The organism is Chromobacterium sphagni (genome assembly GCF_001855575.1).
GTDB classification, from domain to species: domain Bacteria; phylum Pseudomonadota; class Gammaproteobacteria; order Burkholderiales; family Chromobacteriaceae; genus Chromobacterium; species Chromobacterium sphagni.
The window spans coordinates 2,030,623-2,054,668 of record NZ_MKCS01000001.1 but is presented as its reverse complement, the minus strand read 5'-3'; the positions used below and the strand labels follow the sequence as shown (position 1 = coordinate 2,054,668).

General features: G+C 60.2%; 20 protein-coding genes, 2 tRNA genes and 3 rRNA genes. 14 read left to right on the top strand and 11 right to left on the bottom strand.

Going from position 1 to position 24,046, the window contains the following annotated elements; genetic code table 11:
* Window positions 1–29: 29 nt before the first annotated feature.
* The 9 genes from BI347_RS09795 to BI347_RS09755 all read left to right on the top strand — a co-directional run bounded on the left by BI347_RS09795 (window position 30) and on the right by BI347_RS09755 (window position 7,041).
* Window positions 30–476, top strand: a complete 447-nt coding sequence (locus tag BI347_RS09795; protein ID WP_071114361.1) for a type IV pilin protein — start codon at window positions 30–32, stop codon at window positions 474–476.
* A complete protein-coding gene (locus tag BI347_RS09790) occupies window positions 473–982 on the top strand; it encodes a GspH/FimT family pseudopilin (RefSeq protein WP_083338788.1) in 510 nt (169 codons plus the stop codon). Before BI347_RS09795 ends, BI347_RS09790 begins: the two co-directional genes overlap by 4 nt.
* Window positions 973–1,581, top strand: coding sequence for a PulJ/GspJ family protein (locus BI347_RS09785; protein ID WP_071115789.1), 609 nt, complete (start codon window positions 973–975; stop codon window positions 1,579–1,581). Before BI347_RS09790 ends, BI347_RS09785 begins: the two co-directional genes overlap by 10 nt.
* A complete protein-coding gene (locus tag BI347_RS09780; protein ID WP_071115788.1) occupies window positions 1,578–3,377 on the top strand; it encodes a DUF4097 family beta strand repeat-containing protein in 1,800 nt (599 codons plus the stop codon). Before BI347_RS09785 ends, BI347_RS09780 begins: the two co-directional genes overlap by 4 nt.
* A complete protein-coding gene (locus BI347_RS09775) occupies window positions 3,374–3,736 on the top strand; it encodes a type IV pilus modification PilV family protein (RefSeq protein ID WP_083338787.1) in 363 nt (120 codons plus the stop codon). Before BI347_RS09780 ends, BI347_RS09775 begins: the two co-directional genes overlap by 4 nt.
* Before the next feature lie 82 nt (window positions 3,737–3,818).
* Window positions 3,819–4,835 carry a ubiquinone anaerobic biosynthesis protein UbiU gene (gene ubiU, locus BI347_RS09770; protein WP_071114356.1) on the top strand — a complete coding sequence of 339 codons (1,017 nt, stop codon included), beginning with the start codon at window positions 3,819–3,821 and terminating at the stop codon, window positions 4,833–4,835.
* A 23-nt stretch (window positions 4,836–4,858) separates the two neighbouring features.
* The gene (locus BI347_RS09765) at window positions 4,859–5,791 is read left to right on the top strand and encodes a U32 family peptidase (RefSeq protein ID WP_071114418.1); all 933 of its coding nucleotides are present in this window, start codon (window positions 4,859–4,861) and stop codon (window positions 5,789–5,791) included.
* Window positions 5,778–6,206, top strand: a complete 429-nt coding sequence (gene ubiT, locus BI347_RS09760) for a ubiquinone anaerobic biosynthesis accessory factor UbiT (RefSeq protein ID WP_071114355.1) — start codon at window positions 5,778–5,780, stop codon at window positions 6,204–6,206. Before BI347_RS09765 ends, ubiT begins: the two co-directional genes overlap by 14 nt.
* Window positions 6,207–6,276: 70 nt before the next feature.
* Complete coding sequence (locus BI347_RS09755; protein ID WP_071114354.1) at window positions 6,277–7,041, top strand: GGDEF domain-containing protein; 765 nt, start codon at window positions 6,277–6,279, stop codon at window positions 7,039–7,041.
* 55 nt (window positions 7,042–7,096) lie between these two features.
* Here BI347_RS09755 and BI347_RS09750 read toward each other — a convergent pair whose 3' ends face one another.
* Window positions 7,097–8,062 (bottom strand): LysR family transcriptional regulator, encoded by a 966-nt coding sequence (locus tag BI347_RS09750; protein WP_071114353.1) that lies wholly within the window; start codon window positions 8,060–8,062, stop codon window positions 7,097–7,099.
* Between the two features lie 719 nt (window positions 8,063–8,781).
* Between BI347_RS09750 and BI347_RS09745 the strand changes: the two genes are divergently transcribed.
* Window positions 8,782–9,579, top strand: coding sequence for a LuxR family transcriptional regulator (locus tag BI347_RS09745; RefSeq protein WP_071114352.1), 798 nt, complete (start codon window positions 8,782–8,784; stop codon window positions 9,577–9,579).
* On the opposite strand, the gene BI347_RS24965 is transcribed toward BI347_RS09745, so the two are convergent.
* Window positions 9,500–10,087, bottom strand: coding sequence for an acyl-homoserine-lactone synthase (locus tag BI347_RS24965; protein WP_420837176.1), 588 nt, complete (start codon window positions 10,085–10,087; stop codon window positions 9,500–9,502). The genes BI347_RS09745 and BI347_RS24965 overlap by 80 nt on opposite strands.
* A gap of 361 nt (window positions 10,088–10,448) precedes the next feature.
* On the opposite strand from BI347_RS24965, the gene BI347_RS09740 reads away from it, so the two are divergent.
* Entirely contained in the window at window positions 10,449–11,804 is a 1,356-nt protein-coding gene (locus BI347_RS09740) for an aldehyde dehydrogenase family protein (RefSeq protein WP_071115787.1), read from the top strand.
* Between the two features lie 54 nt (window positions 11,805–11,858).
* Here the strand turns inward: BI347_RS09740 and BI347_RS09735 are convergent, their stop codons facing one another.
* The 3 genes from BI347_RS09735 to BI347_RS09725 are packed head-to-tail and all read right to left on the bottom strand — an operon-like array spanning window position 11,859 to window position 14,502.
* Window positions 11,859–13,304 (bottom strand): hypothetical protein, encoded by a 1,446-nt coding sequence (locus BI347_RS09735; protein ID WP_071114350.1) that lies wholly within the window; start codon window positions 13,302–13,304, stop codon window positions 11,859–11,861.
* A gap of 12 nt (window positions 13,305–13,316) precedes the next feature.
* Entirely contained in the window at window positions 13,317–14,120 is an 804-nt protein-coding gene (locus BI347_RS09730) for a GNAT family N-acetyltransferase (RefSeq protein ID WP_071115786.1), read from the bottom strand.
* Window positions 14,110–14,502, bottom strand: a complete 393-nt coding sequence (locus tag BI347_RS09725; RefSeq protein ID WP_071114348.1) for a rhodanese-like domain-containing protein — start codon at window positions 14,500–14,502, stop codon at window positions 14,110–14,112. Before BI347_RS09725 ends, BI347_RS09730 begins: the two co-directional genes overlap by 11 nt.
* Before the next feature lie 91 nt (window positions 14,503–14,593).
* Here BI347_RS09725 and pdxR point away from each other — a divergent pair, with 91 nt between their 5' ends.
* Both pdxR and BI347_RS09715 read left to right on the top strand, forming a co-directional pair.
* Entirely contained in the window at window positions 14,594–16,042 is a 1,449-nt protein-coding gene (pdxR, locus tag BI347_RS09720) for a MocR-like pyridoxine biosynthesis transcription factor PdxR (protein WP_071114347.1), read from the top strand.
* On the top strand, window positions 16,039–16,521 hold the full coding sequence (locus tag BI347_RS09715) for a 2-thiouracil desulfurase family protein (RefSeq protein WP_071115785.1): 483 nt from the start codon (window positions 16,039–16,041) through the stop codon (window positions 16,519–16,521). The genes pdxR and BI347_RS09715 overlap by 4 nt, the downstream gene beginning before the upstream one ends.
* Before the next feature lie 137 nt (window positions 16,522–16,658).
* Here the strand turns inward: BI347_RS09715 and rrf are convergent.
* The 5 genes from rrf to BI347_RS09690 all read right to left on the bottom strand — a co-directional run bounded on the left by rrf (window position 16,659) and on the right by BI347_RS09690 (window position 21,837).
* Window positions 16,659–16,773 (bottom strand): 5S ribosomal RNA (rrf, locus tag BI347_RS09710).
* 130 nt (window positions 16,774–16,903) lie between these two features.
* Window positions 16,904–19,799, bottom strand: a 23S ribosomal RNA gene (locus tag BI347_RS09705).
* A gap of 256 nt (window positions 19,800–20,055) precedes the next feature.
* A tRNA-Ala gene (locus BI347_RS09700) sits at window positions 20,056–20,131 on the bottom strand.
* 3 nt (window positions 20,132–20,134) lie between these two features.
* Window positions 20,135–20,211, bottom strand: a tRNA-Ile gene (locus BI347_RS09695).
* A 90-nt stretch (window positions 20,212–20,301) separates the two neighbouring features.
* Window positions 20,302–21,837 (bottom strand): 16S ribosomal RNA (locus BI347_RS09690).
* The 16S, 23S and 5S rRNA genes sit together here with 2 tRNA genes alongside, the layout of an rRNA operon.
* A gap of 410 nt (window positions 21,838–22,247) precedes the next feature.
* On the opposite strand from BI347_RS09690, the gene BI347_RS09685 reads away from it, so the two are divergent.
* A complete protein-coding gene (locus tag BI347_RS09685; protein ID WP_071114345.1) occupies window positions 22,248–22,883 on the top strand; it encodes a pyrimidine 5'-nucleotidase in 636 nt (211 codons plus the stop codon).
* A 74-nt stretch (window positions 22,884–22,957) separates the two neighbouring features.
* On the opposite strand, the gene BI347_RS09680 is transcribed toward BI347_RS09685, so the two are convergent.
* Window positions 22,958–24,022 carry an ABC transporter substrate-binding protein gene (locus BI347_RS09680; protein ID WP_071115784.1) on the bottom strand — a complete coding sequence of 355 codons (1,065 nt, stop codon included), beginning with the start codon at window positions 24,020–24,022 and terminating at the stop codon, window positions 22,958–22,960.
* Window positions 24,023–24,046: the final 24 nt, after the last annotated feature.

Below are 24,046 nucleotides of genomic sequence, written 5' to 3'. Positions count from 1 at the left end.
CAGCAATCGATGTCGGAGCCCGCGGCCAGATGACTCCCCCGGCACATCCCCTTTCTCCTGCGCCGCCGCCGCGCGGCTTCTCCCTGCTGGAGCTGCTGATCGCGCTGGCGGTGGCGGCGCTGATCGTCGGTTTCGCCGTTCCCGGCTATCAGGGCTATATGCAGCGCAGCCGGCGCAGCGACGCGCTGGACGCGCTGTACCAGCTGCAGCAGGCGCAGTTGCGCTACCGCGGCTTCCACCCGGCCTACGCCAAGGATCTGGCCGAACTGAAAACCCCGTTCGGCGGCGGCAGCCGCCAGGGCTATTACCAGTTGTCCACCGGCAGCGCCGGCGATCCCGCCTCCAGCTACTTCGTCCAGGCCACCGTCCGCGAAGGCGGCGCCCAGGCCGGCGACAGCGAGTGCCGGCAAATCACCCTCACCCAGCGCCAGCACACGGTTAGCCTGACGCCTCTGCCCTGCTGGGGCAAACGATGAGGCCGCCCGCCCGCGGTGTCACCTTGCTGGAGCTGCTGGTGGTGATCACCCTCGCCGCCCTGCTTCTGGCCCTGGCGCTGCCGGCTCTGGGCCGCTGGATCGCGGGCCAGCAGCTGCAGAGCGCGCTGGACGACATCACCCACAGCCTGGAGCTGGCGCGCAAGACCGCCACCACGCGCCAGAAGCTGGTGTGGGTGGAGTTCAGCCGGGATGGCGCCGGCTGGCTGCTGCGGGTATCGGAGCACAAGAGCGGCAAAGGCTGCGACGCCGGACGCGATCTGAGCTGCATCGGCAGCGCGCAGCACGCCGGCATCGCCCTCAGCCGGCCAGGCCAGGCCCTGGCGCTGAAGCTGGCGTTCTCCCCGCTGCGCGGCATGCCGCAAAACCCCGATGGCAGCTTGCTGACCGAAACCGAGCTGCAACTGAGCCGGCCTGCCTGCCGGCCAGCGCGCCTGCGGCTGCTGGCCACCGGATTGATCAGCAGCGAGGCCGGCACATGCTTCTGAGGCGCGCGCGCGGCATCAGCCTGTTGGAATTGCTGGTGGGCATGACCATAGGCCTGCTGCTGCTGCTGGCGGTGTCCGGCCTGCTGGTCAACCTGCTGGGCAGCCAGGCGCGCGAGCGGCGCCAGATCCGGCTGGGCGCGATGGTGGACGCCTCGCTGTCGCTGATGGCGATGGAGCTGCGCCGCGCCGGCTACTGGGACAGCGACGGCGGAGCCGGGACTAATCCCTATGGCCGCATCTATATCGAACAAAGTGGCCACTGCCTGCGCTACGGCTATGACACCCCGCCCAACCAACCCAAGGGGGGGCAGCGCTACTTCGCTTTCCGCCTGAAGCTGGACGATGCCCAGCGCGGCCGGCTGCAGCGGCTGAGCGCGGACGAGGCCGGCTGGAAATGCGACGCCGCCGATGCGAAATGGGACGATCTGAGCAAGCCGGACATCGGCATCATCGACACGCTGCGCTTTACCGAGGACCGCTCGGACCACGCGATCGGGGTAGAAGTGGCGGCGCACACGCCGCCGGGCGGCGAAGAGGAGAAGCTGGATATCCGCACCAGCATCGCGCTGCGCAACCGCCCCGCCGTGGAGGTGAGATGAAGCCCCTCCGCCAGCGCGGCCTGGCCACGCTGTTCACCGTGCTGACGCTGCTGGCCGTCGCCAGCCTGGTGTTGATCGCCGCCTCGCGCCAGCTGCTGCTGGCCCACGCCAACGCGCAGAACCAGCACCGCTACCACCAGGCGCTGGACTATGCCGAGGAAGGCCTGAACCAAGCGCAGGCCGCGCTGGCCGCCGGCATGCCACTGCGCGGCACCGAACGCTACCAGCTGGCGCAGACCGAAATCCTGCCCAATCTGATCCGCCTGTCCAGCACCGGCCTGTACGACGGCCACCGCGTCACGGTGCAGCGCACCATCAGGCTGGGCGGCCGCGGAGCGGACAGCCCGGTCGCGCTGGCCATCATCGGCGACCTGGACCTCAGCGGCGCAGTCGACCTGCTCAGCGACAAGCCGGTGGAGATGGCGGTGGACGGCAAAGTCGCCCTCAGCGGCTCGATCAACGGCATCTCCACGCTGCAAAGCACCGGCGACATCGCCATCAATGGCCCGCAAACCATCAACACCCTGCACTCCAACGGCAATATCGAGCTGGCCAACGGCCGCTACCAAACTGTGAAGGCGGTGGGCAATCTGACGCTGCGCGGCGACGCCGCCATCGCCCAACTGGCGCGGGTCAACGGCAATGCCCAGTTCCTAAGCAGCCCGGGCATGGATCCGGCCGTGCGCGCGGCCGAGGTGAAAGGCGACGTCAAAATCGATATGGGCGGCGCCCGCTTCGGCCGGCTGGACACCGAAGGCAAGGTGGAGATCCATCAGTCCGGCGGCATGGAGGCGCTGCAGGCGCGCGGAGACCTGTCGATCCAGGGCTGGGGCGCGCCGATATCCGGCGCCATCGCCGGCCACGCCAACTTCAACGCCAACAATCCGGACATTCGCGTCATCCAAGATCCCAAGCTGCAGATCAAGCTGGAGCCGGTGCCTATGCTGCAAATCGACCGGCCGCGCATAGACGCATTCGACTTCAAGAACGAGGCGCACTACCGCTTCGAGTTCGACCATGGCCGCATCCAGGTGATGGTGCGCAAGGTGCACGGCCTGGACGACGGCGTCTACCGGCTGGGACTGTCGCCCGACAGCCAGCTGCCCAACTACCTGTGCCGCGACACCGACAACCAGGGCCGCTGCAAGAGCGGCGCACCGGCGCAGCTGATCTGCAAGGGCCACGCGCCGCAGAACGACTGCTTCGCCGGCAGCCGCCCCGGCCAGTGGCGGCTGGACAGCCGGACCATGGCGCCGGGCATCCTGTGGTTCGACGGCAATCTGGAAGTGGGCAACGGCGTTTACCACAACAGCTTCATCGCCAGCGGCAACATCGCCACCAGCGGCCAGCACAGCAGCTACGCGGTGAACTACGCCGGCGCGATAGGCATCTGCCGCAACAACGACTTTCCCGCGCTGTATCCGGAAGACGACTGCCGCCTGGGCGTGTTCAAGGGCAAGCCGATAGGCAATGCGGTGCTGCTGGCCGGCGGCTACGCGGGTGGCGGCTACCAGGGCGGCGACATCACGCTGGGCGCCTCCAGCCAGGTGCACGGCAACGTCTGGGCCGGCAATATGCTGTTTTCCGGCGGCAGCACCACCATACACGGCTACGTCACCGCCGCGCGGCAAGGTCGCGCCGGCGCCGGCCAGCCCCACCGCTGGGGCGCCAGCACCACCATAGACCTGCGCAACCTGCCGGAATCGTTCCAGCCCGGTAGCCAGCCCGACAACGGCGGCGGCAATGGCAAGCGCGCAGTGGAAGCGCTGCCCTACAGCTGGATGGACAGCGAATGATGAAGCCCGGCGCGCACCGCGGCTTCACGCTGCTGGAAATGATGATCAGCCTGCTGGTGCTGGCGGTGGGAGTGCTGGGCCTGCTCAGGCTGCAGACCGAACTGCTGCACAGCCAGATCGCCGCCAACGACTACAACGCCGCCACCAATCTGGCGCAAGCGGTGCTGGAGCAAAGGCACAGCGGCGGCTGCCGCCGGCCCGACTATGCCCCAGCAGCGGCCAGCGGCACCCTCTCGCGCTTCCAGTGCCGCAGCCGCGCCGCCAGCGGCACGATCAGCGTGGACGTGCGCTGGGTGGACAGCCAGGGCGACAGCGATACCCTCAGCCTGAGCGCGCCGGAGCGGCTGGCCGGCGACTGATCGGTGCGCTTGACCCAGAACAAAGGCCGGGGTTGTCGCTTCTGATACTGTCGCCGCATTTCCCTCACCCTGCGACTTCCCCATGCCTGCCAGTCAGCAACTGCCGGAACTGGTGTGTCCGGCGGGCAGCCTGCCCGCGCTGAAGGCCGCCGTCGACCACGGCGCCGACACCGTGTATTTCGGCCTGAAAAACGACACCAACGCCCGCAACTTCGCCGGTCTCAACTTCGACGACCACACCGCCCGCATCGGCATCCGCTACGCGCATGAGCGCGGCCGCCAGGTGCTGATGGCCATCAACACCTATGCCCAGGGCGGCGACATCAGCCGCTGGCAGCGCGCGGTGGACCAGGCCGCCGATCTGGGCGTGGACGCGGTGATCCTGGCCGACATGGGCCTGCTGTCCTACGCCAGCCGCCGCCATCCCGATTTGCGCCTGCACCTGTCGGTACAGGGCTCCGCCACCAATTACGAAGCCATCCGGCTGGCGCAGGAGTTATTCGGCATCCGCCGCGCGGTGCTGCCGCGGGTGCTGACGCTGGAGCAGGTGCGCCAGGTGATAGAGCACAGCGACGTCGAAATCGAAGTGTTCGGCTTCGGCAGCCTGTGCGTGATGGTGGAGGGCCGCTGCCTGCTGTCCAGCTACGCCACCGGCGAGTCGCCGAACTCGCACGGCGTCTGTTCGCCGGCCAAGTTCGTAGAATGGCGGCACACCCCGCGCAGCCTGGACGCCCGCCTCTCCGGCATCCTGATCGACCAGTACACCCCAGACCAGCCGGCCGGCTATCCCACACTGTGCAAAGGCCGCTTCGAAGTGCAAGGCGACACCTATTACGCGCTGGAGGAGCCCACCAGCCTGAACGTGCTGGCCATGCTGCCCCAGTTGCTGGACATCGGCGTGGCGGCGATCAAGGTGGAAGGCCGCCAGCGCAGCCCGGCCTACGTCGGCCAGGTCACCCGCATCCTGCGCGAGGCGCTGGACGCCGCCGGCCGCGAACGCCAGCGCTTCGCGCTGCAACCGGCCTGGCAGCAAGGTCTGGCCAAGGTGGCAGAGGGGCGGCAGCAAACGCTGGGCGCCTACGACCGGCCATGGAAATGAGCGCGCCCATCATGGGAACCAGCATGCCCACCATTCCTCTCAAGCTCGCCCTCGGTCCGGTGCTGTTTTTCTGGCACCGCGACGACATCCTGCGCTTCTACGCCGAAGCCGCCGACTGGCCGCTGGACACCCTCTATCTGGGCGAAGTGGTGTGCGGCCGCCGCCAACAGCTGCGCAGCCAAGACTGGATCGCCCTGGCCGCCGAGCTGGCCGCCGCCGGCCGTGAAGTGGTGTTGTCCTGCCAAGCGCTGCTAGAGAGCGAATCCGACCTCAAGCGGCTGCGCAGGCTGGCGGACAACGGTCAGTTGGCCATCGAAGCCAATGATCTGGGCGCCGCCCGCCTGGCCCGCGAGCGGAACCTGCCCTTCGTCGCCGGCCCCCATTTGAACATCTACAACGCCGACACCCTGGCCGTGATGCATTCGCTGGGCGCCTACCGCTGGCTGCCGCCGGTGGAAATGAGCCGCGACATCCTGGCCGCGGTGCTGACAGCCGCCCGCCGCCGGCAACTGGACATCGAAACCGAAGTCTTCGCCTGGGGCCGGCTGCCGCTGGCGCTGTCCTCGCGCTGCTTCACCGCCCGCCACTACCAGCTGAACAAAGACGACTGCCAGTTCCGCTGCCTGGAACATCCAGACGGGCTCAGGCTGTCCACCCGCGACGGCCAAGGCTTCCTCGCCATCAACGGCACTCAGACCCTGTCCGATGGTTGCCAAGCGCTGCTGCAGCATCTGTGCGGGATGGCGGCAATCGGCGTGGATCGGGTGCGGATCAGCCCGCAGGCCCAAGAAACCGGCGCCGTGGTACGCGCCTTCCGCCAAGTGCTGGACGGCCAGAGCGAAGTGGCCGGCCTGATGACGGAGCTGAGCCGCCTGGCGCCCGGACTTCCGGTAGACGGCTATTGGCGCGGCCAGGCCGGCATCCATCCGCTGGAGAACCATCATGCGCATTCCTGAGCGGCCGCTGCCCGGCGGTATCGCCAAGCTATTGGCGCGCCTGCCCGCCGCGCCGCCCAGCTGGCTTCTGGTGGCCGGGCTCAACCAATTGCTCAGCCGCGGCATCCTCCCCGCCGACATGGACCTGCTGGCGGGCAAACGCTTCCGCGTCTGCCTGCAGGATGCGGGTCTGCAGCTGGACTTCAGCGCCGACCAGCGGCGCTTCACGCTGGGCTGCGGCGAACCGGATCTCAAACTCGCCGCCAATTGCGGCGACTTCGCCCGCATGCTGCTGCGCGCGGAAGACCCCGACACCCTGTTCTTCCAGCGCAAATTGAGCATCGAGGGCGACACCGAGCTGGGCCTGATCGTCAAAAACCTGCTGGACAGCGTGGACTGGAGCCAAACCCCGCTAGCCCGCCTGATGGCAGGCTGAAGCCATACCTCTTGCCCCTGCGGATGCGATGGGCTAGCAAGAAGCTAGACCGGCATGAAACAGAGGCGCCATGAGACACTGGCCGTTCAGCACGCGGCGGATAAAGACCGAACTTGCCTTGATCGCGCTTTTCAATCTGATCAGCTTCCTGCTGTTCGTGCATTTCGAGCTGTTCGACAAGCTGGACGACTGGTTCCACAGTCACCCGGACAGCTCGCTGGACGAGGTGTTGCTGATCGGCTTCACGCTGGCGATCTCGATGTCCATCTTCGCCGTGCGCCGCCTTAAGGAGGCCAGCAGCCTGCTCAAGGCGCTGCGGCGACAGGCGGAGCGCGACGAAGTCACCGGCCTGGCCAACCGCCGCCGCGCCAACCAGGCGCTGCAGCGGGAAACCGAGCGCAGCTACCGCAGCGGCCGCCGCTACTCGGTGTTGCTGATCGATCTGGATCATTTCAAGAGCATCAACGACACCCACGGCCACCTGATCGGCGACATGGTGCTGCAGCGTTTCGGCAAGGTATTGCAAAGGCGCGCGCGCCAGCTGGACACCATCGCGCGCTGGGGCGGCGAGGAATTCATCGTCATCTGCCCGGAAACCGAGCAACAAGGCGCGCTGACCCTGGCGGAAAACATCAGCGCGCTCTTGAAGGAAATCGATGTCGCCCCGGTGGCGCAAGTCACCGCCAGCATAGGCGTGGCCACCCTGACCGACGACGACACCCCGGACAGCCTGGTGCACCGCGCCGACATGCATCTATACGCAGCCAAGCAGGCAGGGCGCAACCGGGTGGTCGGCGATGCCCAAACCTCGGAGGCATCGCAGCTGCAGGCGTGAAAAAGCCGGCGCATGGCCGGCTTCGAGCTTGAGGCAAAAGCAGTTCCGTTTCGCGTCAGACCACGCTCTGCAACAGGGCGCTGCGCTTGGCCGAGAGGTCCAGGCCCGGCAGGTCCGCCATGATGTCCGGGTGATCGGCCAGCTTCTCCACCACGAAATCGACGAATACCCGGGTACGCGGCGCGATATGGTCGCGATGCGGGAAGCAGATGTAGATCGACCGCTCCAGCGACACCATGTCGGTCAACACCGGCTCCAACTCGCCGCTACGTATCAAGTGCACCACTTCGTGCCCCGGCAGCTGCGCCACCCCCATGCCCAGGCGGGCCAATTCGGCCACCGCCTCCATGTCGTTCAATGTATAGGTGCCGTTGACTTCCAGCGGGATGCGCTCGCCCTTGCGGTCGAACTCCCACTTGAACAGGCGGCCGGAAGTCGGAAACTGGAAATTGATGCAATCGTAGCCGCCCAACTCCTCCGGAGAGGAAGGCCGACCATGCCGATCCCAGTAATCCGGCGACGCCACCACGTACAGCGGCATCTGCGCCAGATTGCGCGCCACCATCCGGCTGTCCGGCATCATGCCGGTGCGCACGCCGACATCGTAGCCGTCCTCGATCAGATCGCTAAAATGGTCGTCCAGGCCGAAAAACACCCGGACCTTAGGATAGCGTTCACAGAACTCGCCCATGATGGGCAGAATGAAGCGCCGGCCAAAGGAATTGGGCATGCTGACCCGCAAATGGCCGGCGGGCTCGTCCCGGCTGGCCTTCAGCTGATTGATGGCCGAATCCAGATTGTTGACGGGCCCCCGGCACTGCGCATAGAAACGGCGGCCATCCTCGGTCAGCGTCAGCTGGCGGGTGGTTCGGTTGAACAGGCGAACTTCCAGTTCCTGTTCCAGACGGGCAATACTCTGGCTGATGGCAGCCGGCGATACGCCGAGCTTGCGCGCGGCGTCCGAGAAACTGCCGTTTTCGGCCGTGGTCATGAAGACCATGAGAGCTTTTAAGGTATCCATAAGCGGGGCGATTCCTGAACTGGCGTGTATGCTTGCCGATCCAGCGGATTAAGCGACAAGCACAACCGTCCGCAGAATTATATGTATTTTCTTTAAAAAGATTACATCAATTCTGTACAGTATTAAAGGATATATTTTAAATTAAACCGTGATCACAACTCCGGTCGCACCATCTGCAAATCCCACATCCCCGATCCGCCATTCCGATCTATCATGCCAATCGGCTCCAGATCTTGCTTTATCGCTATTTTATGCGATGCAATTATGCGCTTTTAAGCGTTTGCTTGCCAGAATTTATTAGCCTTTGCTTACAACTTATGCCGATGACCTTGCATCGCATGCGACATGCGTCACCAAGCTAAGTAAAATTTTGCCCGCATCAAAACATAAACAAATACTTATATGTAAAGTAACACCAGACCATGCCCCAGCAAGATCGGCATCTGCGCGCGCCACGCAGAACCGTGGCAATCTGCCTAGAAAAAGTCAAATCATTTACACTGTTAACATGTTTCTATTTGTAACGAATGAATTTATGACAAATAAAATGATGAATTATCAGTAATTTTCCTAGGATTTTTGCTGCTGCAAATTTGGTATACTCGACGACGAAAAAAACAACAATTCATATGACTTCTAGTGAGCCTAGTCTTACATGCAAGGAGCATGTGAGCTACTATCTGCCTGTGTAAACCCACAAGACCAAGGAAGACTCGCTCATGGTGATCGCAAAACCCATCAATGCAAGACCGCTCCCGGCCGGCCTGACCGCGTCGCAGCAATGGACTTTGTTGGAGTGGATCCACATGGCTGGTCACATCGAGACCGAGAACGAACTCAAGATCTTCCTTGACCAGGTCCTATCTCAGGCCCCTTCCGAACGCATCGTGCTGGCCCTCGGACGCCTCAACAATCAAAACCAGATTCAACGGCTGGAAAGAGTGTTGAATGTCAGCTACCCGACAGAATGGTTGGATCAGTATATGAAGGAAAACTACGCCCAACACGATCCCATCATGCGCATTCACGTCGGCCAGGGACCGGTAATGTGGGAAGAACGCTTCAACCGTGCCAAAGGGGCCGAAGAAAAACGATTCATCGCAGAAGCCAATCTCAACGGAATGGGCAGCGGCGTCACCTTCAGCGCCGCCTCCGAACGCAACAACATCGGCAGCATACTGTCGCTAGCTGGCCGTGAACCTGGCCGCAACGCCGCGCTGGTGGCGATGCTGAACTGCTTGACGCCCCATCTGCACCAGGCGGCCATCCGCATCGCCAATCTTCCTCCGGCCTCTCCGAACAATATGCCGCTATCGCAACGCGAGTACGACATCTTCCACTGGATGAGCCGCGGCAAAACCAACTGGGAAATCGCCACCATCCTCGACATCAGCGAGAGGACAGTGAAGTTTCACGTCGCCAACGTGATCCGCAAGCTTAATGCGAATAATCGCACTCATGCCATTGTATTGGGCATGCACCTGGCAATGCCACCCTCGATCGTAACGAACGAATAACTTCGCCGCGCATTGCCTCCCAATCAAAGTAGCCGGCCATGGACAGCACGCCGCCATCAAGCGGGCGTGGGACACCTACTGGCCGAATTGGGAAACCTAGCGTCACAAGTCGGCGGTACATGCAAGGCTCCACGACGAAATACATCCAACGGATGTTGTTCCACTGCGCCCATTGCCACAAGCTGAGATATAACAATCTGGATGCAGGAGCTGTCAGTCTCCCTCCCAATTCCGTCGCATCCACCGCAAAACGCGATATTTCGGCGCTGCGCGCCCCTTTCCGGAGTATTTCATCCGGCACTAGCAGCCTTGAGAAATCTCGCTCCAACATGTATCGCTCGGTGCCAGGCGTAAACCTTACCGACCCTACCACTCGTCCTTCCAGGAAAATCGCCAGATTGTCGGAAACAGCATCGTACTCATCGTGGTCCAGCCCACTATCGCATACGGGCAACCAGTGTAGCTTCTCGCGGAAAATCTTGTGCCTGAATACCAGCAGATCAGACATAGTTCGCTCGTCCGCGACACGATCCAGTACCAAACCATCCAACTGCAACGGATAAAACTGTTTCACTTAAGCCTCCTGATTTTGGTTGTTTGTGGGCAGGAGGAAATGTAAAACTAGTACGAAAGACCTGAATCTGTCCTATGGAACAGGTTTTCTACTTAGCAAGACAATCTATAAATAAAAATTGCTACAAAATATCAACTCAAAAATCTTGTCGATCCGACAATTCTTGCACCATTCCCTCTATCTTTGCCTCATCAAACACCCTGAAGCAGGATTCAGGACGAACAAGTTCACCGTCGCAAGGGACTCCAGGCTGTTTTTTTTGCTACATTTAGGTCTTTGCCATCCACTTCAAGCCATGACCGCCTTTACCAGTTGCAACCCCGCCACCGGCGAAGTCTGCTTCACGCGCCCCGCCTGGAATGACGCCACACTCGCACATAGCCTGACTCGACTGCGCCACGCCCAACTCGCCTGGGCAGGGCTGACCATAGACCAGCGCGCCAGCCATTTGCTGGGCCTGGCTGACCAATTGGCCATGCAGCGCGAGACGCTAGCCGACCTGATCACGCTGGAAGTTGGCAAGCGCACCGGGGAATGCCTGGCCGAGATCGACAAATCGGTGCAACTGATCCGCTACTACGCCGAACTGGCGCCGGCCCTCCTGTCTCCCCAGAACATTCCGACTCAGGCCAGCCGCAGCGGCGTGGCTTTCGAGCCACTGGGCCTGGTCATCGCGGTGATGCCCTGGAACTATCCGATCTGGCAAGTGCTGCGCTTTGCCATTCCGGCCTTGATGGCCGGCAACGCCTGCTTGGTCAAACCCGCGCCTTCGGTGCCGCAGTGCAGCCAGCTCTTGCTCGACGTCGTCCATCAAGCTGATCTTGCCGTACTGGAAATGGCCTGGATTGAAACCGATCTGGTCGAAGAGGCGATACGGCATTGCGATGCAGTCGCCTTTACCGGCTCCACCCATACTGGCCGGGTGATCGCCTCTCTGGCTGGCAGGCATCTGAAGAAAACCGTACTGGAGCTGGGCGGCAGCAACCCTTTCATCGTGCTCGCCGACGCCGACATCCGGACCGCGGCCCGCGATGCCGCCAACTCGCGCTTCCGCGATGCGGGCCAAAGCTGCAATGCCGCCAAACGGATGATTGTGGTGCCGGAGATAGCGGATGCCTTTGTCGAAGCCTTCTGCGCCGAAGCCGGCAAGCTCAAGGCCGGCGATCCGCGTTCGCCCGATACCACGCTGTCTCCGCTGACCCGGGCCGACCTGCGCGAAGCGCTGCATGCGCAAGTTTTGGACGCTTGCCATCATGGCGCCCAACTCCGGCTGGGCGGACAGATGCCTCATACGCCCGGTTTCTTCTACCCAGCCACGGTGCTGGACCACGTCAACCCATCCTGCCGCATCTACCATGAAGAAGTCTTTGGGCCGGTCGCCGGCATACTGCGCGCGCGCGATGAGGCCGACGCGCTGCGGCTGGCCAACGACACGCCGTTTGGCCTGGGTGCCAGCATCTACAGCGCCGACGACGAGCGCGCCTGGCAACTGGCCAGGCGAATAGAAGCGGGCAGCGTGTTCATCAACCGTCACACCAGTTCCGATCTGCGCCTGCCTTTCGGCGGCGTCAAGGCGTCGGGTTATGGCCGCGAGCTGTCCGAGTTCGGGTTATACGAGTTCGTCAACGTGAAAACCTACTGGCAAAAATAGCCAGGCAAGAAAAAAGGGGCCAAGGGCCCCTTTCCCACATCTCCGCACAAGCAACTAGTGCAAGCGCGCCACGCTCTGCGACAACGGCACCCCAGCCTCGCGCAGGCAGTCAGACAGATCGCGCCAGCTGGCCTCCCGATCCGGCGCCACGTCCGGCACCAGCAACCAGGGCACCCGCGCCGCGATCTCGTCATTGCCCTTCACTCGCAGCGAGACTTCATAGCCCTGGATTTCCGGCTGATACTCGGCCACCGCCTCCAACTTGTCTATCCCGCCCTGGCTGGCGGCCAGCAGCGCCGCCGATACGCCCAGGCGCTTGCGGTTCCAGGCGTGCATGCCGCTGGATAAAGCATCCCACCAGGGCAGAGGCGCGAACAGTTCGGCCTCGCCGTACTCCATCTCAGCCGCAATCGCCTGCTGCACCAGCGGCATCGAGGCGTCCAGCGCCTTGCGCGCCAGCCGGCGCGCCTTGTCCATAGGCAAGGCGCCGCGCTCCACCAGGAAAGGAATCCAGGCCATCACCAATTGCGAATCGTTGGTCTTGCGCGCGGCGTCGTAAGTGGCGCGCGAAGCTTCCGGACTCAAGGGCGCGAAATCGCAGCCGGCATCCATGATGGGCGCCAGCTGGACCATATCCTGGCAGGCGCGCTCATTGAGCATGTCCACGGTGAACAACGTGGGGGAAATCCATAGAATGGACTTCTCCGGTACCTCCAGTGCGTCCGCCAACGCCACTTCCAGTTGCTCCAGGCGCGGGAAGTGCCACCAGACGCCGCCCTGGCTGCGGGAAAAGGCAAAAGGCAGCGCCCACAATTCGAACGACACCACGGTGCCGTCCTTGCGGATCACTTCGGGGAAGGCCACCGCGTCGCGCGCGCTGTTCACCAGCAGCTGACGCGCAGCCGGCTCCGCCTGCAGGGCCAGCTGCGCCTCGGTGAATACCGCCTGATCGCCAGCCATCAGCGCCATTTGCACCGCCGCCGCCAGTTGCATTCCCTCCATCGGCTTGCCGACCGCCAGGCGGGCTTTGTCCACCAATTGTCCGATCGCCTGCTGGCGCTCGGCCGGCGGCAGGGGCTTGGTCGGACCGGTGCGCATTTCGCGCGGTTCCGGACCGGCTGCATCGCGCTCGGCATAAGCCTTGTGCAGCCTCTGGTAAGTCCTCATCGCCTCATCGCAGATTTCCTGCAATTCGCCGACGCTGGGCTCGATTTCGCCGTAAAAATTGAAGTCGAACAGGCGCAAACGCAGATTGCAGAGATAGACGGTCAAATTCTCCGACTCATCGAACAATACCGCGCTCGCCAGGCCATCGCGCTCGCGGCCCGGAAAGTCGGTATCGTCATTGCCCACCAGCCTGCAGATGAAGGCGGGGGACTCGGTATGCACCAGGTACTCGGCACCCTCCAGCCCCTGCTCATCGACGGCATCGCCGAAGATGAAACGGTTGGGCAGGAAAGGCTCACCCCGGATGCGGGCATTGCGCGGCAGAGATTTCATTAGGCGACACTATCAACGGTTACAGGCATCCATTGTAGCGCCGCCAACAGCTGGCATGAAGTCCGCTGCGCGATTTCGGCCCCGCATTGCAACAATCTGCGCCAGACTGCAACGCTGCCGCCCTTCGCCATCGAAGTTTTGCTCGTCCAGCCAGCTCTCCAGCGCCGCCCGCCGCGCCGGCCATTCGTGATCCAGGATGGAAAACCAGGCAGTGTCGCGGTTGCGGCCCTTGTTGGTACGCGCCTGGCGGAACAGGCCCTCGAAAGTGAATCCCAGCCGCAACGCCGCCTTTACCGACGGCGAGTTCTGCGCATCGCACTTCCATTCATAGCGACGGTAGCCCAGCGCAAACGCTTCGCGCATCATCAGGTACATCGCCTCGGTCGCCAGGCGGCTGCGTTGCAAGCGCGGCGAGAAATGCAGGAAACCCACTTCGATGCTGCCATCCGCCGGCGCGATCCGCAGATAGCTGGCCAGCCCGATCGCGACGCCATCCGTCTGATCGACGATGGCGTAGAATTGCGGATCACCCTGCGCAATATGTTCGCCCATCCAGTCCTCCCAGCTCTCAAGCGTCGGGAAGGGACCATGGCTGAGATAAGTCCAGTTGGCGCCGCCGGGCATCTGATGCAGGGCGTCGAATAGCTGTCCGCCGTGCCTCGCCACATCCAGCGGCTCCACCCGACAGTATTGCCCCGCCAAGATTTTGTGCGGCGGATGCCGCGCGCCGCTCCAATCAGGCACCGGGGAACCGACCGCTTGCCCCAAGGCGTTTATCTCCGCTGGCTGCACCAGCTGCTGCCAATCAGCAAACATCGCACATCTCCTTGCCGCAGCCTGCCCCGCGGGTGGTGGCGTAGCCATCGCGCTTCCACCAATCCAGTCCACCCTGCAACTCCTTCACCGTGAAACCAAGCTGCGACAGCCTCAACGCGCCCTTGGTGGAGGCATTGCAGCCGATTCCATCGCAGAAGGCCACCAGCGTCACATCGCGCGGCAAATCCGCGCAGCTCTCCGCCGTCATCAGCCGGTGCGGCCGATTGATTGCTCCCGGGATGCTTTCATCGGCAAAGGCTTCCGCGCTGCGCGCATCCACCAGCAAGATGGAGGCGTCGCCTTGCGACAGCGCCAAAGCGATATCGGCGGCATCGATTTCATACGTCAGCTTGGCGGCGTAAAACTCTTGCTGGCTGATCACGGCGTTTCCTTTGCTTATTGGGAGTGCTGCTATCCTATGACCAAAGTCATCTTGCAGACAGCACCACCTTGGCGTTCTGAATGGAACCACTTTGAACAACGACTGGATCTGCGATTACCTCAGGCCGCGCCTGAAAAGAAACCAGCCGGACAATCTGTCGCGCCAGCTATATCGGCAATTGCAAGAGCTGATACGCACCGGGCGACTGCCCGGCAACAGCTCGCTGCCCGCCAGCCGCGCACTGGGCAAAGCATTGTCATTAGGCCGCAATACCGTGCTGGCGGCCTATGATCAGTTGATCGCGGAAGGCTATTTGGAAAGCCGGCATGGCTCCGGCACCTATGTCTGCGACGCCTTCCTCGCCAAGCCGCCGGCGGTCAGCATCCCCCGGCCGCGTCAGCTTTCCGCCCGCGGCCAACATCTGGTGGAGTACAGCCGGCTTCCCACCGGCAAGCTGGGCGCTTTTGTGCCTGGGCTGCCAGAGCTGGAACAATTTCCGTATCGCCAATGGCAGCAATGTCTGACAAGACAGCAGCGCCAATCGCCGCTGGAGTGGCTGCATTACCAGCATGGCGGCGGGCTGCCCGAGCTGCGAGCCATTCTAAGCCAGTATCTCTACCTGACACGCTCTGTGCGTTGCAGCCCGGAACAGCTAGTCATCGCCTCGGGGGCACAAAGCGCGCTGGGGCTGTTGGCCCAATTGCTGGCAGAGCCCGGCGAGATTGCCTGGCTGGAGGAGCCCGGCTATAGCGGCGCCCAGGCGGCAATGCGGGCCGGCGGCCTGCTCTGTCATCCGGTTGGCGTCGATAGGCATGGCTTGCAGATCGATCCGCAAGCGCCGGCTCCGCGCCTGATCTATGTCACCCCATCGCATCAATACCCCACCGGAGCCGTCATGAGCCTGGAACGGCGCCTGCAATTGCTGGCAAGCGCCAGGCAGCACGACAGCTGGATAATAGAAGACGACTACGATAGCGAATTCTGCTATAGCGCCAATCCGCTGGCGGCTTTGCAGGGGCTGGATCAGGACAATCGCGTCATCTACCTAGGCACCTTCAGCAAAGTGATGTTTCCGGCGATGCGGCTGGCCTATCTGGTGTTGCCGCCGGAACTGGTGGACCCTTTCCGCCGCTGCCAGGCCAGGCTGCTGGGTGAAACCTCTTATCTGCAGCAGGCTGCGGTCGCCGACTTTATCGAGCGGGGCTACTTCGCGCGCCATATCCGCAATATGCGCGCGCTCTATTTGCGCCGGCAGCAATTGCTGCGCCACGCATTGAAGCAATATTTGGGCGATGCACTGCCGATAGCCGGCGGCCAAGCCGGCATGCATCTGCTGGCGACACTGCCGAATGGCTTTGACGAATGGGAGTTGCAACAGGCCGCCGCACAACAAGGGCTGTGGCTGCGGCCGCTGGCGCGCCACTTCCTGAATCCCCCCACCAGCAGCGGATTGGTGCTGGGCTATGCGGGAATTGCAGATCAGACTATCCTGCCCTCAGTCCAACAACTCGCAAGACTACTGGGAGCCCGCCTGAAATGAACAAGCCGACTCTACTAGTCAGCGCCTGCCTGCTGGGGCAACCCGTGCGTTACGATGCCCAGTCCAAACCCATGCCAGAGCAGGACTGGCGCTTATTGCGCCAACAGTTCGACTTGATCCCGGCCTGCCCTGAGTGCTTGGGCGACCTGCCCACCCCGCGGCCGGCGGCCGAAATCGTCGGCGACAATGGTGCAGCGGTGTTGCGCCGACAAGCCCAGGTCAAGACCGCGCAAGGCCTGGATGTCAGCCAGGCCTTTGTTGCGGGAGCGAAAATGGCGCTGGACATCGCCCGCCAGCATGGCTGCCATGCAGCGCTGCTGAAGGCCAACAGCCCCTCCTGCGGCAACCGGCGGATTTACGACGGCGAATTTTCCGCCACGTTGAAAGATGGCAAGGGCGTAACCGCCAGCCTGCTGGACTTGGATGGCATCATGGTCTGGAACGAATATGAAATTCAGCAGTTATTGCGGCAGACCTGACCACGGCACCTTGATGATTCGCTGAGCGCAGCAACAGCAAAAACCCCATGGAATCGGTCCATGGGGTTTCAACAAATTCATCCGGCGCGCCAAACGCAAAAACCCCAGCTCATTGAGCTGGGGTTCCGCTATCGGGCGTCTGGCGGTGTCCTACTTTCACATGGCGAATGCCACACTATCATCGGCGCTAAGGCGTTTCACGGTCCTGTTCGGGATGGGAAGGCGTGGGACCACCTCGCTATGGCCACCAGACATAAACTGGTACAAACTCAAGAAGCCTGAACTCGTCTCTCAACGCGTTCTGAATATTTTTTCGGGTACTCAATTGTGTCGCACTCACACTCCATCTTCGTCACTCAGTTTCCCAAGCCACTCAAATGATAGGATCAAGCCTCACGAGCAATTAGTATCGGTTAGCTTCACGCCTCACAGCGCTTCCACACCCGACCTATCAACGTCCTGGTCTCGAACGACTCTTCAGGGAGGTCTAGCCTCCAGGGAAGTCTCATCTTCAGGCGAGTTTCCCGCTTAGATGCTTTCAGCGGTTATCTCTTCCGAACTTAGCTACCCGGCGATGCCACTGGCGTGACAACCGGTACACCAGAGGTTCGTCCACTCCGGTCCTCTCGTACTAGGAGCAGCCCCCGTCAAACTTCCAACGCCCACTGCAGATAGGGACCAAACTGTCTCACGACGTTTTGAACCCAGCTCACGTACCACTTTAAATGGCGAACAGCCATACCCTTGGGACCGGCTACAGCCCCAGGATGTGATGAGCCGACATCGAGGTGCCAAACACCGCCGTCGATGTGAACTCTTGGGCGGTATCAGCCTGTTATCCCCGGAGTACCTTTTATCCGTTGAGCGATGGCCCTTCCATACAGAACCACCGGATCACTATGTCCTGCTTTCGCACCTGCTCGACTTGTCGGTCTCGCAGTTAAGCTACCTTTTGCCATTGCACTATCAGCACGATTTCCGACCGTACCTAGGTAACCTTCGAACTCCTCCGTTACACTTTGGGAGGAGACCGCCCCAGTCAAACTGCCTACCATGCACTGTCCCCAATCCGGATCACGGACCAAGGTTAGAACCTCAAAGGGGTCAGGGTGGTATTTCAAGGTTGGCTCCACCTGAACTAGCGTCCAGGCTTCATAGCCTCCCACCTATCCTACACAAACCACTTCAAAGTCCAATGCAAAGCTACAGTAAAGGTTCACGGGGTCTTTCCGTCTAGCAGCGGGTAGATTGCATCTTCACAAACACTTCAACTTCGCTGAGTCTCAGGAGGAGACAGTGTGGCCATCGTTACGCCATTCGTGCGGGTCGGAACTTACCCGACAAGGAATTTCGCTACCTTAGGACCGTTATAGTTACGGCCGCCGTTTACCGGGGCTTCGATCAAGAGCTTGCACCCCATCACTTAACCTTCCGGCACCGGGCAGGCGTCACACCGTATACGTCCACTTTCGTGTTGGCACAGTGCTGTGTTTTTGTTAAACAGTCGCAGCCACCGATTCTCTGCGACCTGTCATAGCTTCAGACGCGAAGTCTTACACCACAACAGGCATACCTTCTCCCGAAGTTACGGTATCAATTTGCCGAGTTCCTTCTCCTGAGTTCTCTCAAGCGCCTTAGAATTCTCATCCTGCCCACCTGTGTCGGTTTGCGGTACGGTTCTTGTGTAGCTGAAGCTTAGTGGCTTTTCCTGGAAGCGTGGTATCAGTCACTTCAGGTCCGTAGACCCTCGTTATCACGTCTCGGTGTTAAAGAAGAGCGGATTTGCCTACTCTTCACACCTACCGGCTTGAACAGACTATTCCAACAGTCTGCTGACCTAACCTTCTCCGTCCCCACATCGCACTACACAAAAGTACGGGAATTTTAACCCGTTTCCCATCGACTACGCTTTTCAGCCTCGCCTTAGGGGCCGACTCACCCTACGCCGATGAACGTTGCGTAGGAAACCTTGGGCTTTCGGCGAGCGGGCTTTTCACCCGCTTTATCGCTACTCATGTCAGCATTCGCACTTCTGATATCTCCAGCATGCCTCTCGACACACCTTCACAGACCTACAGAACGCTCCCCTACCACGGACACATTTGACTGTGCCCATCCGCAGCTTCGGTTATCAGTTTGAGCCCCGTTACATCTTCCGCGCAGGACGACTCGACCAGTGAGCTATTACGCTTTCTTTAAATGATGGCTGCTTCTAAGCCAACATCCTGGCTGTCTATGCCTTCCCACTTCGTTTACCACTTAACTGATCATTTGGGACCTTAGCTGGCGGTCTGGGTTGTTTCCCTCTTGACAATGGACGTTAGCACCCACTGTCTGTCTCCCATGCTGGCACTTTCCGGTATTCAGAGTTTGCCATGGTTTGGTAAATCGCAATGACCCCCTAGCCATAACAGTGCTTTACCCCCGGAAGTGATACATGAGGCACTACCTAAATAGTTTTCGGGGAGAACCAGCTATCTCCGAGTTTGTTTAGCCTTTCACCCCTATCCACAGCTCATCCCCTAGTTTTGCAACACTAGTGGGTTCGGACCTCCAGTGCGTGTTACCGCACCTTCATCCTGGCCATGGATAGATCACTCGGTTTCGGGTCTACACCCAGCGACTGATTCGCCCTATTCGGACTCGGTTTCCCTACGCCTCCCCTATTCGGTTAAGCTTGCCACTGAATGTAAGTCGCTGACCCATTATACAAAAGGTACGCAGTCACGGAACAAGTCCGCTCCCACTGTTTGTATGCATCCGGTTTCAGGTTCTATTTCACTCCCCTCCCGGGGTTCTTTTCGCCTTTCCCTCACGGTACTGGTTCACTATCGGTCGATCACGAGTATTTAGCCTTGGAGGATGGTCCCCCCATCTTCAAACAGGATTTCGCGTGTCCCGCCCTACTTTTCGTATGCTTAGTACCAAGAATGCGTTTTCGTGTACGGGGCTATCACCCACTATGGCGGTCCTTTCCATGAACCTTCCACTAACGCAATCTCTATCACATACAGGCTGTTCCGCGTTCGCTCGCCACTACTTACGGAATCTCGGTTGATTTCTTTTCCTTCAGCTACTTAGATGTTTCAGTTCGCTGAGTTCGCTTCCTCGTGCCTATGTATTCAGCACGGGATGACCCCTAAGGGCCGGGTTTCCCCATTCGGATATCGTGGGATCAAAGCTCTATTGCCAGCTCCCCCACGCTTTTCGCAGGCTTACACGTCCTTCATCGCCTGTGATCGCCAAGGCATCCACCAGATGCACTTAGTCGCTTGACCCTATCATTTCAGTAACCTACGTCACTTCATGACAGAGCGTGTTTGTGCGACGACTGCACCGCCCCTTTTGATATGGCGACGCAGCCTTAGATACAATCAAATACCCAAGATGACGATTTGTCCGCGTACAGAATTAACTCTACGCTTTCATTTCGCCGTCTTATATATTCGGCTTCTTCAGTTTGTTAAAGATCGGGCGTTAAAATTACAACGCAAACAGAACCAAACTCTTCCGAGTTCGCTTGTGTTTGAGTTGTGGTGGAGGATGACGGGATCGAACCGACGACCCCCTGCTTGCAAAGCAGGTGCTCTCCCAACTGAGCTAATCCCCCAACTGGTGGGTCTGGTAGGACTCGAACCTACGACCCCTGCGTTATCAACACAGTGCTCTAACCAGCTGAGCTACAAACCCAGTAAACTTCTACGCCAGCCCCACAAGGAGCTGGCTGCCCTTAACAGAATAACCGATAGGCTGTAAGTACTTGACGATCGCCTTCTCTAGAAAGGAGGTGATCCAGCCGCAGGTTCCCCTACGGCTACCTTGTTACGACTTCACCCCAGTCATGAATCCCACCGTGGTAAGCGGCCTCCTTACGGTTAGCCTACCCACTTCTGGTGAAACTCACTCCCATGGTGTGACGGGCGGTGTGTACAAGACCCGGGAACGTATTCACCGCAGCATGCTGATCTGCGATTACTAGCGATTCCGACTTCACGCACTCGAGTTGCAGAGTGCGATCCGGACTACGATCGGTTTTATGAGATTGGCACCACCTCGCGGCTTAGCGACCCTCTGTACCGACCATTGTATGACGTGTGAAGCCCTGCTCATAAGGGCCATGAGGACTTGACGTCATCCCCACCTTCCTCCGGTTTGTCACCGGCAGTCTCATTAGAGTGCCCAACTTAATGATGGCAACTAATGACAAGGGTTGCGCTCGTTGCGGGACTTAACCCAACATCTCACGACACGAGCTGACGACAGCCATGCAGCACCTGTGTTACGGCTCCCTTTCGGGCACCAAGCCATCTCTGGCAAGTTCCGTACATGTCAAGAGCAGGTAAGGTTTTTCGCGTTGCATCGAATTAATCCACATCATCCACCGCTTGTGCGGGTCCCCGTCAATTCCTTTGAGTTTTAACCTTGCGGCCGTACTCCCCAGGCGGTCAATTTCACGCGTTAGCTACGCTACCAAGGATTCAAACCCCCAACAGCTAATTGACATCGTTTAGGGCGTGGACTACCAGGGTATCTAATCCTGTTTGCTCCCCACGCTTTCGTGCATGAGCGTCAGTGTCATCCCAGGGGGCTGCCTTCGCCATCGGTATTCCTCCGCATCTCTACGCATTTCACTGCTACACGCGGAATTCTACCCCCCTCTGACGCACTCTAGTCTTGCAGTCTCCAATGCCGTTCCCAGGTTGAGCCCGGGGCTTTCACATCAGACTTGCAAAACCGCCTGCGCACGCTTTACGCCCAGTAATTCCGATTAACGCTTGCACCCTACGTATTACCGCGGCTGCTGGCACGTAGTTAGCCGGTGCTTATTCTTCCGGTACTGTCATCCCCGCCAGGTATTAACCAGCGGGATTTCCTCCCGAACAAAAGTCCTTTACAACCCGAAGGCCTTCTTCAGACACGCGGCATGGCTGGATCAGGCTTGCGCCCATTGTCCAAAATTCCCCACTGCTGCCTCCCGTAGGAGTCTGGGCCGTGTCTCAGTCCCAGTGTGGCGGATCATCCTCTCAGACCCGCTACTGATCGTCGCCTTGGTGAGCTCTTACCTCACCAACTAGCTAATCAGACATCGGCTGCTCGTATAACGTGAGGCCTTACGGTCCCCCACTTTCCCCCTCAGGGCGTATGCGGTATTAATCCGGCTTTCGCCGAGCTATCCCCCATTACACGGTACATTCCGATGCGTTACTCACCCGTTCGCCACTCGTCAGCGGAGCAAGCTCCCTGTTACCGTTCGACTTGCATGTGTAAAGCATGCCGCCAGCGTTCAATCTGAGCCAGGATCAAACTCTTCAGTTCAATCTCATAGCAAATTTTCTGGCACGCAAGTTCAAAGAAATAAAACAAGTATTTCTTGTCTCTTGCAGTGCAAGTTTTTGGCTTTCGCCAAGCACTTACACCTATCGGTTATTCGTTCTGTTAAAGAGCAGTGCCGGCCGCTTCGAACACCGCCGGAACCTGTTTCGTTCGGCTTGTTTCGTTCGCTGCGTCAGCTGAGGAGGCGAACTATACCGCCGCGCCCCACCCTCGTCAACACCTTCCGGTAAAAAATCTGCAAGATTTTCACAGGATGCCTGCAACACATTGATAAAAAAGGGAACGTCTGCACGCCAACATCGGCGCAACCACCCTGCCGCGCTTTTTCTGGCCTGTTTCGCACGGGAAATGGATAATCGACGACCCCATCTTTTCAGCAAAAAAGCCTTACCGTGAGCCACAAGACCTGGATTTTCGACCTGGACGACACCCTGCACCATGCCAGCGGCGGCATCTTCGAGCACATCAACAAGCTGATGAGCGAATACATGATGCGCCATCTCGGCGTGGACGAAGCGGAAGCCTGCGCGCTGCGCTCGCGTTACTGGGCGCAATACGGCGCTACCATGCACGGACTCTCCACTCATCACGGCATCGATCCGCAGCACTTCCTGACCGAGACCCATCCGGTGGAGGCGCTGGCGCAATGGCTGCAGTTTGAAGATCAACTGGCCGACAGCCTGTCGGCGCTGCCCGGCCGCAAGATCATCCTGTCCAACGGCCCCAATCATTATGTGGAGGGCATTCTGCACCGGATGAGCATCCGCCATCACTTCGACTCGGTATACGGCGTCGACAACCTCAACTACGTGCCCAAACCACACGTCGACGCATTCCATATGGTGTTGTCACGCGAAGGCCTGCGCGCCGAGCACTGCATCATGGTGGAGGACTCATTGCCCAATCTGCTCACAGCCAAGGAGCTGGGCATGACTACCGTGTGGGTGAGCAAGGAGACGCGCCGGCCGGCGTATGTGGATTTCCGCATCGAACGCATCCGGGATCTGCGGCGGCTGAAGCTGAGCTGAAACCACATAATATAGATGCGGACGCAAAAAAAGGCCGGGAATCCCGGCCTTTGCTGTTGACTCGATATGGCGGCTTACTTCAGCTTGATCTCGGACCACACCTTGTTCAACTCGCGGCGGTCCTTGGCGTTCAGATCGTGCAGCTGCTGCAGGCGCGGCAGGTCGGTGGCAGTCGGGAAGATAGCCGGGATCTTGGTCAGCTCGGTCTTGACGAACTTGCCGGCAGCGGCGTTGGGGTTGCCGTTGCCCAGCTCGTTGGTCAGGCCAGCCGCGTTCTTGCCGTCCAGCATGAAGTTGATGAACTTGTAGGCCAGGTCCTTGCGCGGCGCATCCTTCAATACCACGAAGTTGTCCAGCGACAGGGTGTTGCCTTCCTTCTGCAGGCTGAAGTTCAGCGCGAAGTTGCGCTTGGCCTTCTTGGCGTCCTGCTGGGCCTGGAACATATCGTTGGAATAGCCGAAGGCGACATAGATATTGCCCACGGTCAGCTCCTTGATATAGGACTGGTTGTTGAAGGCGGCCCAGTACGGCTTGGCCTTCAGAATCACATCGCGGGCGGCTTTCCAGTCGGCCGGATTGGTGGAGTTGGCCGGCTTGCCCAGGTACATCAGCGCGGCGGACACCAGTTCGCGCTGCGAATCCAGCACGGTGATCTTGCCTTTGATCTTGGAGAGCAGCGCCGGATCGAAGATCAGCGCCCAGGTATTGACCTTGTCGCCCAGGCCCAGCTGCTTCAGCTTGGTTTCATTGTAGCCGATCAGGGTGGTGGTGAAGGCGTACGGCGCCGAGTACTTGTTGCCCTTGTCGAAGAAACTGTTCAGATAGCCCGGGTTCAGGTTCTTGAAATTGGGCAGTTGCGCCTTGTCCAGCGGCTGCGCCTTGCCCTGCTTGATCAGCGCGTCCACCGCGAAGCCGGTGGGTACCACCATGTCGTAGCCCTTGGCGCCGGCGGCCAGTTTGGCCAGCATTTCCTCGTTGTCGCCGTAGTAGTCCTGCACCAGCTTGCACTTGCAGTAGGCTTCAAAGTTTTTGGCTGCGGCTTCGGATAGATAGTTGTTCCAGTTGTACAGATGCAGCTCATCCGCTGCAAACGCCTGGGTTGAGGCTGCCAGTGCCAGCACCGCGAGGATCTTCTTCATTTTGCTTCCTTTGTATTGCACAGC